Annotated in this window: 15 protein-coding genes; 5 read left to right on the top strand and 10 right to left on the bottom strand. The window is 59.2% G+C overall.

Annotated features, from left to right (window positions below; all coding sequences use genetic code 11):
- Positions 1–24: 24 nt before the first annotated feature.
- The 3 genes from ACFRAU_RS14675 to ACFRAU_RS14685 all read right to left on the bottom strand — a co-directional run bounded on the left by ACFRAU_RS14675 (position 25) and on the right by ACFRAU_RS14685 (position 2,429).
- On the bottom strand, positions 25–486 hold the full coding sequence (locus tag ACFRAU_RS14675) for a hypothetical protein (protein ID WP_378000465.1): 462 nt from the start codon (positions 484–486) through the stop codon (positions 25–27).
- 197 nt (positions 487–683) lie between these two features.
- Complete coding sequence (locus ACFRAU_RS14680) at positions 684–1,841, bottom strand: DUF6226 family protein (RefSeq protein WP_378000466.1); 1,158 nt, start codon at positions 1,839–1,841, stop codon at positions 684–686.
- A gap of 189 nt (positions 1,842–2,030) precedes the next feature.
- Positions 2,031–2,429, bottom strand: coding sequence for a hypothetical protein (locus tag ACFRAU_RS14685; RefSeq protein ID WP_378000467.1), 399 nt, complete (start codon positions 2,427–2,429; stop codon positions 2,031–2,033).
- Between the two features lie 938 nt (positions 2,430–3,367).
- Here ACFRAU_RS14685 and ACFRAU_RS14690 point away from each other — a divergent pair.
- From ACFRAU_RS14690 to ACFRAU_RS14700, 3 genes are all read left to right on the top strand, one after another.
- On the top strand, positions 3,368–3,688 hold the full coding sequence (locus ACFRAU_RS14690) for a hypothetical protein (RefSeq protein WP_378000468.1): 321 nt from the start codon (positions 3,368–3,370) through the stop codon (positions 3,686–3,688).
- 436 nt (positions 3,689–4,124) lie between these two features.
- A complete protein-coding gene (locus ACFRAU_RS14695; RefSeq protein ID WP_378000469.1) occupies positions 4,125–4,775 on the top strand; it encodes a hypothetical protein in 651 nt (216 codons plus the stop codon).
- Positions 4,776–5,270: 495 nt separating this feature from the next.
- The gene (locus ACFRAU_RS14700; RefSeq protein WP_378000470.1) at positions 5,271–5,693 is read left to right on the top strand and encodes a hypothetical protein; all 423 of its coding nucleotides are present in this window, start codon (positions 5,271–5,273) and stop codon (positions 5,691–5,693) included.
- A 13-nt stretch (positions 5,694–5,706) separates the two neighbouring features.
- On the opposite strand, the gene ACFRAU_RS14705 is transcribed toward ACFRAU_RS14700, so the two are convergent.
- The 4 genes from ACFRAU_RS14705 to ACFRAU_RS14720 form a co-directional block, all read right to left on the bottom strand.
- Positions 5,707–6,108, bottom strand: a complete 402-nt coding sequence (locus ACFRAU_RS14705) for a hypothetical protein (RefSeq protein WP_378000471.1) — start codon at positions 6,106–6,108, stop codon at positions 5,707–5,709.
- A 175-nt stretch (positions 6,109–6,283) separates the two neighbouring features.
- The gene (locus ACFRAU_RS14710; protein WP_378000472.1) at positions 6,284–7,078 is read right to left on the bottom strand and encodes a peptidase M56 family protein; all 795 of its coding nucleotides are present in this window, start codon (positions 7,076–7,078) and stop codon (positions 6,284–6,286) included.
- On the bottom strand, positions 7,075–7,677 hold the full coding sequence (locus ACFRAU_RS14715; protein WP_378000473.1) for an RNA polymerase sigma factor: 603 nt from the start codon (positions 7,675–7,677) through the stop codon (positions 7,075–7,077). Before ACFRAU_RS14715 ends, ACFRAU_RS14710 begins: the two co-directional genes overlap by 4 nt.
- Before the next feature lie 133 nt (positions 7,678–7,810).
- Positions 7,811–8,404: a hypothetical protein gene (locus tag ACFRAU_RS14720; RefSeq protein ID WP_378000474.1), complete on the bottom strand. Its 594-nt coding sequence runs from the start codon at positions 8,402–8,404 to the stop codon at positions 7,811–7,813.
- 758 nt (positions 8,405–9,162) lie between these two features.
- Between ACFRAU_RS14720 and ACFRAU_RS14725 the strand changes: the two genes are divergently transcribed.
- A complete protein-coding gene (locus ACFRAU_RS14725; protein ID WP_378000475.1) occupies positions 9,163–9,609 on the top strand; it encodes a hypothetical protein in 447 nt (148 codons plus the stop codon).
- Between the two features lie 261 nt (positions 9,610–9,870).
- Here ACFRAU_RS14725 and ACFRAU_RS14730 read toward each other — a convergent pair whose 3' ends face one another.
- From ACFRAU_RS14730 to ACFRAU_RS14740, 3 genes are all read right to left on the bottom strand, one after another.
- Positions 9,871–10,320, bottom strand: a complete 450-nt coding sequence (locus tag ACFRAU_RS14730) for a hypothetical protein (protein ID WP_378000476.1) — start codon at positions 10,318–10,320, stop codon at positions 9,871–9,873.
- A 419-nt stretch (positions 10,321–10,739) separates the two neighbouring features.
- On the bottom strand, positions 10,740–11,012 hold the full coding sequence (locus ACFRAU_RS14735; protein WP_378000477.1) for a DNA gyrase subunit A: 273 nt from the start codon (positions 11,010–11,012) through the stop codon (positions 10,740–10,742).
- 32 nt (positions 11,013–11,044) lie between these two features.
- Positions 11,045–11,326: a hypothetical protein gene (locus ACFRAU_RS14740; RefSeq protein ID WP_378000478.1), complete on the bottom strand. Its 282-nt coding sequence runs from the start codon at positions 11,324–11,326 to the stop codon at positions 11,045–11,047.
- Positions 11,327–12,010: 684 nt separating this feature from the next.
- On the opposite strand from ACFRAU_RS14740, the gene ACFRAU_RS14745 reads away from it, so the two are divergent.
- Positions 12,011–12,205: a hypothetical protein gene (locus tag ACFRAU_RS14745; protein WP_378000479.1), complete on the top strand. Its 195-nt coding sequence runs from the start codon at positions 12,011–12,013 to the stop codon at positions 12,203–12,205.
- Positions 12,206–12,271: the final 66 nt, after the last annotated feature.

Consider the following 12,271-nt stretch of genomic DNA (forward strand, 5'->3'; position numbering starts at 1 on the left):
AAAAGGTTCCCGGTCCCCGTAGAGTTACCAATAAGTCAATACTTCTTGAGCAGCGTCCACAATCTTGTTGCAAATATCCTCGCGGCGTTGCGGCGTGTCGTCCCAGTCATCCCTGAGGACAACCAAATAGTTCAACTCCGCGGGCTGATCCAGTTCGTGCCAAGCGTGGCCCAGAATGAGATTTGTCCCCATGTGTGGTTCGAGGACGCCGTCAACGATTTGTTGGAGCCAGTGCCCGACCAAGGCGCGGCGGGCGTCGCCATCGTTTTCATAGGGCCGGCCCAACTCCTCCCGAACCTGGACCCATAAATCGCCAGCTGCGCGTGGATCATTTCGTGTGTGTCCAGCCAGTTCGCGAAGCGAGGGAGAGTCGTAGCCTTCAACCAGCAAATCTGCCGCTACATCCGGATATTTCTCGCTGGGTATCAACCCCACTTGGTCGCGCAAGAACAGCAGGCGCACATTTCCGAGTCCCTCAACGTTCATGGGAAAACCCTAGTCCCGGGGTCGACGATCCTGCACCGATAGCGGATGTCCCACAGGGTGTGCGGGTTACGGGCTCGCGGGGAGGTCGCTGCCGCGCGCCCTGTAGAGGATCGCCGAAGGAACGTTGAGCGGGACAGGGTTGGCCTAATTCCTCTCGTCGTGACTTGCAGATCCAACTGCATGAGCGGAGCCTGGATTCAGCGTTGGCGCAGTGGCCAGGGATTCCACCCTCCCGTAAAGCTACGTAGCCGTACCTCGGCTTTGCGGAGTCGATCGGCGGGTGCGGGGACAGGTTCGCTTTTTCCGCTTTCGGAGCCGGACCCGTCGAACGCTGTCAGTGCATATTCGCTCCACCGCCGGCTGCCTATGGGGTAGCGCTCGGCATATCCTCCTGCCGCCACGGAGAGCACCAGCATCTCCAGCCGGTCCGCTGTTGTCTGCACAGTTTCGTCGCATGCATCGCAGCCACACACAGGAAAGGAGAAGTCGTGCAGCACCCCGGCGTGCACCATAACGCCCGGGTATCCAGTCACCACAATGGTCAGGGGCGCCGCCCCAGAACTGCGGGGCGTGACCTTCACCGCCGCGAGCACATCGCGAGCCTCCATTAACAGATCTGCGGCACGGGTCGCATCCTCGTGGACCTCCACGTCGTACACGGCAGTCAGGTGTGCGATGAGGGCACGGGCAACGAGATGTAGTCCCGCAAAGCGTTCGGGGTGGCTGTCCACGCTATACGACTCCGAGTCGGGGCCGCCATCGTCCCAGCGACGCCCGTAGGGGATGGGGGCACCGTCTTCGGAATAGTAAGTGGCCTCCGGCAGGGACGGCCGGACGTAGGGAATTACCCCTGCTGGCTGAGCGACCGGAAGGGGGTGCATCGCCGGGGGATCGTCCGGTTCTTCCTGGGCCCAATCCGTCACCACGGCAACGAGTCCCTGGACTGCTGTGTCGTCCGCGCTGCGCAGGACATCCAGCAAGCGATCGACCTCGAACTGCATCTCCCCGTTTCCCACGGTAGGGGAACCGCCTTCGTAAGTGGTCCACACCGCGTCCGGCCTTAGACGAGCGAGAGTGTTACCGGCGAAGACCGCCGCCGCGGCCTTGAGATCACTGTCGTTCGCAATCTCAGAGCCGTTGGCGCGCAGGAACCAAAGGAGACGACCGGCATCGGCAGCCAGCTCCTTGGCCTGCACTCTCCGGCCAACACAGAACTCAACGAACTGGTCGTAGCCTGCAACATGCCTGACCTCCGGGACAGGGTCCGACTCCTCCCGGTAGACGGCCGTGCCCCGCGTCATCGGTGCCGGCAATCCGGTGGGCTTTCCTTCGAACAACTCCTTCGCAGACCCCATATCGCGATCCTAGCCCGTGCGAGCAACGCGTCGAGCCTGTGCTTCCCTTGCGCAAGCAAATCAAGATGCTGCTCAACGCCGAGGGGACCAGTCTGTCTTCCGGAACCCTTATCGGGTCAACTGCTGACCCGTGACGTGATCGTCGACGTACGGGCCGGACTGCGGAGGCAAAACCGGGCCTTCCAATCTTCATGAGAGCTTGTTGAACCCGAAGTTGTACAAGTCAGAACAACGCGGTTCCGCTTCTCTCATTTCAGTGACGAGGGCACCAAACCTCTGCTTCGTCATCGGATATTCGGCAGGGAGGCCATCCCGGATTGTCTGCGCCTTTGCCACAATCTGCTGGAGCAGCCCCTGAACGTTGATGTTGGGCCAGAAGGACAGCCCGCCCACAAGCTCCTCCTGGATCATGTACATGTCGTCCAAGAGCTGTTCGCCGCCGATCTCATCGGATAGGTAGCCGTCGGGGGTTTCCATGTCGAAGGCAGTTCCCGTGTACATGGAATCCAAAGTCACTGCTAGTCGTCGGAGCTCCCCAATGCACTTCCTGCGGGCAACAAGCCGCCGGATGGCCGTTGGCAAAATCATGAAGTCTCTTTCGCTTGCCGGAAGTGATGGATGCCGAGGTGCCAACACCCGGCTCGGTTTCCGGCAGTCTACGCTGACACCGGGAAGCTACCGGTTAAGCCTCATGAGCCGAACCCCTTCCGGTGCATAGTGCCTCCCCACAAAGTCCGGACTCCGGGCCGCGGGAAATTCGAATTGGCGGGTTCGTCGTAGCAAGATGAGAGTTTGGATGCTGCTGCTAGATCGCTCCTTGTACTGACATTGCGAGCCTGACTCTCGGCGGCAGCAGTTTGTCACTCGTAAGGAGCCTCCGTGCACTCAAGCACTTACCTCGGCCTCGCCATCGCCCTCGTTGCGGTGGTGGGGCTGCTTTTGCATGCACGCTCCGAGCACCCGGGATTTTCATCCGGTAATTCTCAGCGGCTCCACACTTTGAAGGGCCTTCCCTGGGTATTGGTTCTCCACCCGATCATCCTGTTTGCTGGATTTTATGCTTATCAAGGTGGCCAAGAGCTCGTCTCGTCGGGCCCGGCTGGCTTGGCCGCTTGGGGCGTGCTTTGGCCAGTGGCAGCGGAGACGGCTTCATCCGGCCGCCCGTATAGAATAGCCAGGCTGCTAAGGCACTACATCGGTTATCACAACGCACTACCATTCACCGCAGAACACAAAAAATACCGTAGGAAATTGCGCCCATTGCGTCCGACTGAATGGAAGCTCCTTGTTCTCGTTCTGCCCGTCATCCTCGCCTGTGTGGCCTTGACCAGATTCTTCTCTGGGGCGTCTTTGTAAGCATGGCTTGTGACCCACAGACAGACGTTGTTACCTAGAACCCAGCCTTCTCTTTCGAGTAACGTCATGCGGCACATACTCCCGCATGATCGCAGGCCGCTGATTAGTTGGATTCGTTGCCCACCGGTAGCGTTACTATATGGCCGTGGCGGAGGTATAGAGGGAGCCCCATGAAGGTAAGAGCAGTGGTGGCAAAGTCTGTTGCAGTAACGGCTTGTATCCTGTTTGCCGGCTTAGCGGCTGCTTGGTTCGCGATAAAAGTCCAGCAATCTGCCGATATGGGAGTTGCCGCCGGGTTCCAAGCGTTCAGGCTTACCTCTGCGATCGTGCTCTTTGCTCCTTTCCTGGCTTTGATTTTCCTTTGCACGAAACCTCGGCTGTATTTCAAATGGAACCCATGGTGGGGAAGCCTGTTCTTTGCTGGCGTGGCATTCGCTTGGCTCTTCTCCGCACTAGCTCTATCCGCCTTTTTAGGCTTTGGTGGGTTCTAGGCATGAGGAAGTCACGGCGGGCTGAGTCTCACAAACCGAGCGCAGATCCCCGTAGAGGGGCCGTATATAACCGTCCTGCCGGGGCCAGAAATAGTTGACACAGTCAAAGGGGTTACCGATTACAGCCGCATCAGGCCATCCAGGTCGAAGCCTTACCACGTCCCCAATGCCTTTCCGCAGCACTGCTGGCAGAACCGTGGAGTAGGGCAGAAAATCGATTCGGTACGATTTGGCAGGATTGAGCCCGACATCGTCACTGAGGTGAAGAGGCGCTTAGCGGCAGGGCAACCTGTAAGTCTAAATTGGTCCATGAACAACGATTCCGAGCGCCAAACCTGGTCTGCCCGCCAGGTTCCGGCTTCGGCATGGCTTCACAGGAGAACAGTTGACCACTATCCCTTTCAACAACATGCCGAAGTCGTAGGGAGCTGTCATCATGCGGGAGAGCACCACGATTGACAATGCGTTTGTATCCGACGGCCTGATCAGGTTGCAGAAGGAGGCGTTTTCGGAAGGTGGGCCGGCCTATGGGGCGGAGGCCATCGTTAGCACGTCTCTCACCCAACAGAGCATGTCCCGTCGATACGAGGACGTACTGCGCAACGGGCAGTGGGGCTTCCCTGACTTCGACACGGAATTTTCGGACGAAGCCATGGACAGTTGGCTTCTGGAGGTGCGCGCACGGTGCTATGTTCCCGGGGAGGGAACATGGGTGACCTACCGTGTCTACCTGTATCCGGGCGCACCGGGACGGCTTGAGGTGTTCGACGAGGAAATCCTGACGAAAGGCCTATTTGAGTCGTCCGGTCCAGAAGAGCGACTCTCTGATGCTGAAACGCTGAAATCGGAACTCGTCGCCTTTCCGCGAACGACGGATAGGATCCCCGCATGGATGCTGGACACACTTCAAGCAGCGGGCGTCACACCGCCCGTGTACAACCCAGCACTGAAAACCGTCGACTGGGACAACCGGCGTCGGCCTGTCACCGAACGGGGAACGGACTTCTCGGGAGAGGCGACCATAATTGACTCCTCTCTTGAGCCGGGCCTCTTTGCCGGAAGTGGTCGAAAGCTTTTCGACAGTTAGCGCTAATGACATGCCTGATCTGCATGCCCGGGTCTGAGCTTGTGGCCTAGGTGCGGGCCATTCTGGACACCGAACCACTCCCGGAAGGTGAACGAGCGTGTTCCGTTGCTCTTGGCGGTAATGGTCACGGTCCCGTCGTCAGCCACGCGAGCGTCGCCGGCAACTGCCAGGCCAGCCGTCAGGTCTTCGGCGAAGTTGTCCGGATTCCGCGGCGGTTCACGAGATCCGGCGGCGGATCAACATCGATAATGCCGCCTGGCACTCAATGTGGCCGGACTGGACCCTGGAGAAGGCCTCCATCGCCATGTTCTCCGTTCACGTCCGGAAGCCATCGACACTGCGCCCGAAACCGCCACCGCCCTCATCCTGGTCGAAGGCGGCGTGATCGCCCAGTAGCGTCTGCCAGCTGACCGTCGAAGGCCAGTGTGGCCGTCGCACACATCTCTGGAGAGGGCCGGACGTGCCCGACGAAACTCTCCCGGAAGGATGCCCGCCGTGACCGGTGAGAAGAGAAAACCCGGGTTCGCGCTGCCGGCCGAGCTGGTGCGCCAGCGGATTCAGTTCCTCGCCTCGGGCGCCGCCGGAAATCCGGTGGCCAAGCAGTCCGCCACCCAGGAACAACAGGACGAGTTCTTCGCCGTCCTCGCCCGTGTGGGCAGTGTCAGCATGGCCGCCCGGGAAGTCGGTCTGGCGAGATCGCATTGCGTGAGCTGGGCCCGCCACGCCGGAATCGCGTCCATCCACCGAGGGGTGGGCAAACGCGCCGAATTCCTACGGCTTCGCGAAGCAGGCGTCGGGCGGATGGAACCCGCGGCCACGGTCGGTGCGAGCCGCAAAAGCGATAGCCGGGGATTTAGGCGCACAAAGGCGACCCCCTCCGGTCTCTTCATGGTTCGCCAGCGTCAGCGCCGTACCTGATGTCGGCTCTTCTTTAGACCCGGTTTACCGCGGCTACTCTTCTTGGCGCTCGACTCGTGAATAGGGCGTTAACTTGTCCAGCCACCGCAACACAGACGAGGGCAAGTATGGGGTTTTCCGGTTGCATCATCGTCATGAGCAGTCCAGCCGCAACTGCCACAAAGGCGATCACGCCAGAGGCTATCAACTTCCGCCGATCCCGCGTCAGAACGTATTGTCTTTTCTTTCCTTCGCCCCAAACCGTGCGCCATGCCATGGCACCGATCACGATGGCCGAGATAAGAACCATAACCAACGCCACTTCGACAATGGCGTTGGTTCGCGTGGTAGCCAAAACGACAGCAACGGCCACGATGGCCAGCGCCAACTGGCCCACTGCTCCGAGGGCCCGTTCGTTGGTATCGCTGCTGGTCATGCACCAATGCAAGAACTTGCTACAAGCAATGTCAACAGAGTGCTCCAAGGAGCAAATTGGGTGTGCTTTTGCCTTCATTTCTGCACTTGGCAGCGATCACCAGAGGTGCCGGCAACGGAATGATTCTGATGGGCTAGTTCAATCGAAGCGAATCAGCCGAGCGCTATGGATACCTCTACGGGGAGTGTGACGGGTCGGCAGGAATTCCGCCTCCGGAGCCTGTTGCTTGGAAGGTACCGACTTTGGTTTGTCCGTCGCTGAGGTACACGGGGATCTCCCGCGGCGGGCGTGTGGTGCTGAAGTTCCTGGCGGCGTCTTCGGGGCTGGTGGGCGTGGGGCCGCCGTAGCGGTCCTTGGCGTAGGCGTAGCCGGAGGCGCCGTTCGATGCGGTGACGGCGACCAGGTCGGGGGTCCCTTTTTCGGGGCTTTCGACACCGTATGTCTCGCCTTTGGCGTTGACGCCCCATTCTGTTCGTGCCTGTTTGACGTATCTCGCGGTGAGCTTCCAGCGGCTTTCGGGTTCTGTCTTGATCGTCACGCTGTGCTGGCCCGGAGTGAGGCTGATGGTGTAGCCGGACCAGCCGGCGGTGGGGCTTGCCGCGTCCGCAGCCGAGCATAGGCTGGCGGCTCCGTCGGGCCACTCAAAGCGTCCGGCGCTGAGGCAAGTGAGTTCCATGGCGATCCCTGTGGTTCCTTCGGGCGCTTCGCCCAGTTCAACCGTGGCAGTCCCCGTGTGGACCGTCGTTGAGGGGGAAGCCAGCGGGGTTGTGTTCTCGCCTCCGGGGAGTGTGAACAGACCGGCGGTTGCCGCTCCGATGCCACCAAGGAGGCCGGCACCGGCCAGCGCTCCGGTGCTTAGCCATAGCCATGCGTGCCTGCGGTTCCGGGCCGGACCGGATTTTTGGACCCGGGAGACGAGTTCGGCTTCGAGTGCCTTGCTGAAGCGCTCATCGACGCGCAGCTCGTTCATGACAGTTCTCCTTCCAAAACCGGAGTTGCCGAGGCAGTGGTGGGATGTTCATCCGATAGGGCGTTCTTCATGCGCTGGCGGGCACGGTGCATCCGTGTTTTCGCCGCACCCGGGGTCAGGTTAAGGACGGCGGCAGCGGCGGAGATGGTGTATTCCTCGAAGACGACCAGGCTCACTAGGTGCATGTCCTGGGCGCTCAGCGTGCCGAGGGCCCGGGCGACATTCTGGTCGAGACCATCCTGGGCCGCCCCCGACAGGTCTTGGGCGGTGCGGTCTGCTTCGTCCGTTCGTGGGAGGGAGTCCAGGAGCCGACGGTAGCGGATGGCTGCGCGTCGGCGGTTGCGTGCGGTGTTCGTGGTCGTGACCAGCAGCCAGGGAAGAATCGATCCTTCCACGACCCGCACCTTTGCCCGGCGCCGCCAGAGTTCAAGGAAAGCTGTGGCCATGAGGTCCTCGGCATCATGCCGGTCCCCGCAGAGCCGGTATGCGTGGCGGAAAACCCTGTCGCGGTGTCGGGAGTACAGCACCCTGAAAGCCTCACCCTCGCCATTGATGCTCCGGTTCCAGAGCCCCGTCTCGTCGGATTGAACGTTCCCCATGCCCTGTATTGTCCGCGACAGCCCAAAAGGTTACACGTATCCGAAAAATCTTTGGAGGGAAGGCTGAGCGGCACGGGCTCCTGGTCTGCTTCGGGGCTCATTATGCACAGCTCTGCTGCCTCTCTCATGTTCGCTACTGGCGGCGGTCACGGCGGCGGAAAAGACGTTTGAAGACTGAGGATCGGGGAGCCGAGACTACCTCGCTCGCCAGCGACTGATAACGCTCCTTGAGGCTGTTTAGGAGCAGCTCGTACTGCGTTCGATCGAACATGAACGTCTGATCCTCAAAGAGCCAGGGCTGTGGCTCGTCAGTTATGCCATCCTGCCACCCAAAGCGCCGCCAGGTGACCGTGTCCGGCGTCGTTGTCAGGTCCATAGTCATCGCCCCGCAGGCCTGATCGCCGCACACCGGGCAGATTAGGAGGGAGGCACGTCCGTCGCTGAAGTCTCCCGGGATGAGGGACATCAGCCGGTCCAGTTGGTCCACTGCAGCATGGGGCCAGTCGTCACGAAGGGCCGTGGTCTCCTGCTCCGGCTTCGCCATCTCGGCAGGTACGCTGAGCAACTCCCGGAGTGGTTGGCCGTCAACCAAGAAATCGAGAAACTCGACCTGGTGCTTGTCTTCGCGAGGGTACTCGTCATAGGCGGTCACGGCAGGCGCCACGCTCAGTTGTTGTAGCTCCCTGCTTTCCATGCGAATCAGTATTGCATCTGTCAGCAGTGGCATTGGCGCGCTTGCCAAAGGGGCAACCCTAAAGGGTGCGATCAGGGTTAGCTAGGGTGCGATGATGCCGTAGCCAGCGAGCAGCAGCAGCGCGACGCCTCCTCCGCCCACGAGGCATGCAGCAATAATGCTGCCTTTTCGTTGTGGCTCCAGTGTCTTGAATTTCGACTTCTCCGGCAAGCCCGACCATGCTGACTCCTGTTCGGGCCATGACGTTCCGGAGTAGATAAAGGCCCATACCACTGAGAAGTAGAAACAACCCTGCAACTGCCAGGAACAGGTTACTCGGCTCAAAATTCTGGTTCATGGTTGAAAAATCAGGTGTAGAACGACCAATGCGGCACCGGCGAGGACCAAGAGCGCGCTAAACATCGTTCCTATGCGTTCGAAGGCGTGGATCCGCTCACCGTCCTGGACCGGCTCCCTGCGGAGCATTTCCAGCGAGATTTGGTATTGCCGAGCGGCGATCCACTTCCGAAAGACCAGCCAAACGATCCCAACGACGATGAAAGCTATCCCTAGTCCCATAGGTCATTCCCGTCCATGCAAAGCTCGGCCTGGTCCTCCGAAGCGAGGAGAAGACTATGGCTGGAGCCTACGGCACTACAGACGCCTGTAACAGGACTGACTTGTGGCGAGAGGCCCCTTGGGAACCGCTACCGGAATGGTTCTGATGGACTAGCCCAATCTAAGCGGGAAACCCCGAGCGTATCGCCACGTCGGGCCAATGCTGCCCACTCCAATCTTGAGATACTTTCATCATGACCACCGACAACAAGGCCATGCTCGGCCGCGTCATGACTGAGGTGTTTAACGAAGACTTCGACACTATGCCAGTCAACTCTGACGAAGCCCGCGGGTCGCATAGTGTCCAGGTCAGTAGCCGCTACCACGAGGGCCGGACAGTGATCATACGAGCCGGCCACGTGTGGATGGACGCCTTCATTCCTGAACTGAATGTTCAAACGAGCGTTCTGGTGGACGACGGCGAAGAAGACGACGAAGACGAAGAAGCGATAGAGGCCTACAAAGAGGGAGAGTTGAAAAGGATCTGCCGCGTCATGCATGCGTACCTCGAAGGACGAGGACGTATCAGCGAGCGGCGCAGCCTGCTGGGCCGTGGCATTGTCCGCAAACTGGTCATCGAGTCAGACGGCTTGGAGTGGCGCTTAGGTCGAAACCACTGGAGCGGGCCGAAACCGGTATGACCTGCTTAGGGATCCAGCCGAGGAACCCTGACTGGACGGCCAGCATCGGGAACCGCGAGCCAACAGCAACCCCATTTGTCTGGCAATTTCCATCAGGAAACTCTAGGGTGGCGGCATGACGCCTAGATGGCTTGGAATAGCCCTACTCTGTGTGGGTGCAGTGAACGCCCTCATCGGAACCATGCTGGTCCTCCAGTCCGCATCAAACAACATCTGGGCGTACCTCGTTGTGCTTGGTGGCGTCGTTCTAATGTTTTGTGGCTACCTCATCGGAAAGCGCAAAAGCTGGAACTGACGCCATTGGGAACCGTTTACGGTCATGGGCGTGACTTCGATAGCACCCGTTGATCGGTTCACGCTCCAGAGGAGAACAGAACCGTCATCTTTTCGTACGGCGATAGATTGCTTGACGACCAGTATGTCGACGTCCAAGGGGTATTCGTGCCCAGTTTGGGCCCTGAACTCCTCTGCGAATCTGCGATTGATGAGAGGCCGAAGCGCTTTCTGCTGACGAGATGCATATAAGACGAAACCACCTGTAACGACAACGGCTACACCCATAACGGCCAAGTTGATCTCACGCGGGCCTTCTGCATTTCCAAAAAAAATGACGCCCCACACGATCCACAAGACTAAGAAGAGTAACCGCCACGCGATGTCCAGCACCTTGTATTTCCGCATCTCGGGTAAGGCGATGGTAAAAGACTTCAAGTCACTGTCCATGGACCTCTTCCGATGATGCGTTTTTCAACAATCTAGGCTTTCAGAACGAACTCGAACTGTACGGCGGGCGAGCAGTTCTGCCGTCTGAGATGGGCAAAGCCTATTACCCGCTCAGCATCAGTGAGAAGACGTCTCAGCCTCTCATGCTGGTCAGAACCGTATACGGATGTCTCTGTAGCCCCTGCCGAAAGTCACCGCGCTAACCGTTGATCACCCGGTCCTTTGCGCCTCCGGGGGAACCCCGCACGGCACACGTCGTCAGGTCTAGTCCTTTTTCCTTCAGGAACCTCAACCGGACAAGTTTCCTTGGTCTGCTCCAAAGCGGAAGCCGGAGAGGTCGGATCACCATGCCGCAGCACCATCGGGTAGATCATTGAAGCCATGATCGGACGAAGAACACCAGGTCCTCAGTGGCCATCAGGCAACATTGCTCTAAGTTCTTCTGCACGGGAAGCGAGGGCCTGACGCTGGTCTCGGGCGAATCTTCTGGCCTGCAGGTCGAGGACTGCCCGGCTGCCCAACTCTCCCACACCCAACAGCTGACCCACCCGACGGATTGCCTCGTTTCCGTCCGCTGAATCCTCAATTATCTGGAAGACCTCGTCACGCCGATCCATCGCCTGTACCAGGGCAGCGAGGATCATCAATTCTTGCCGTATCTGCCACTCATCCCCATCCATGCGCCGATTCTCGCACGAGGCAAGGGGCCTCGTTATTCATAAGGAATAGTTACGAATCCGTCGGTCCATTGGTCCTCGCCCAGCGCAAAGGTGTCAATCATGAAGCAATCAGGTTCATCTTTGAAGCCTGGCTGCTGCCGTGCTCTTTCAATTCGGCCTTCGGCTTCGGCTTTTGTTGCGTAGATCCCCAGGATCTTCGGATCGTCACCGGATTGTTCGTCCCAGCTCAGTTCCCCGTCCTCGCCGAAATGTTCTGTTGGGGATCCGTCCAAAAATTTGGCATGACGGACATGCCAAACCATAAATACGTCCATGTCGAAAGTATCTCATCGTTGTGCACGGCGCCGTCCCGTGAATCGCACGAACGAATCCAATCCTGGTCGGATTCTCAGGAGTCGAACCCTTCGCGGTGCGAGCGTCAAAAATCAAGGACATAGGCAATGGGGAGGCTGGCAACCAGGCCAGGTTCCCAGGCATCGTCACGGACTGTAGCCTCAGCTCATGAACGAGGCTAAGTGGCCCAGGAGGTTGCAGCCCAGGATGACCCGCGGCGGCTTTCGCTTCCTATTCGTCGTTTGGACGGCGACCGCTCTGTTTCAGCTGGTAGTGCTGATCCTCTTTTGGGTGGCAGGGATACCGTGGGAATTGGCCAGCTATCTTTGGCTCGCCACGATTCTTGTCGCTTTGGGCGGGCTCGCATTTCTGCTCTATGTTCGCCGGAATGACAGGCCGTTCTGGGACGAAGAAGAAACCCGCAGAGCTGAGTGGGACCGGCGGGGGCGGGCACTTTAGGGCCTGGCGAATCCGCCGCGAACTACCGTCCGTCTCCTGCTCCGAGGCTCATGGACGGGGATTCAAACGCCCAGAGACGAACCTTCAACCCGACGGTTCCGCCGGCTGGATGAGGCTTCAGATCGATTTTGTTGTTGACCAAGCAGACACCGCTCACGACACGCGGATAAAATTGGGAAAGAGCACGTTCGCAGAAGGGCTCTCGCATGCAACGCCCATCAGAAGAATCAAAAGGCGCCACTCTCCGGTTCGTGGCCTTCCTGGTGGTGTCCCTTTTCGTTATCCTCCTTGTCTGGGGACACACGGGGGTCGAGTTGCTAGTCTTTCTGGGCCTGGTTCTGGCCCTCACGGACATTCAATACCTGATCGACAAGTTCCTGTTGGATAACTACCGCCAGTAACGCACTCTGAAAAGGCAGCTTCCTGCTCAGCTCGAAGGACCGTGCTGCATGAAATAGGGGAACCCT

Source organism: Arthrobacter sp. NPDC056691, from assembly GCF_042791415.1.
Taxonomy (GTDB): domain Bacteria; phylum Actinomycetota; class Actinomycetes; order Actinomycetales; family Micrococcaceae; genus Arthrobacter.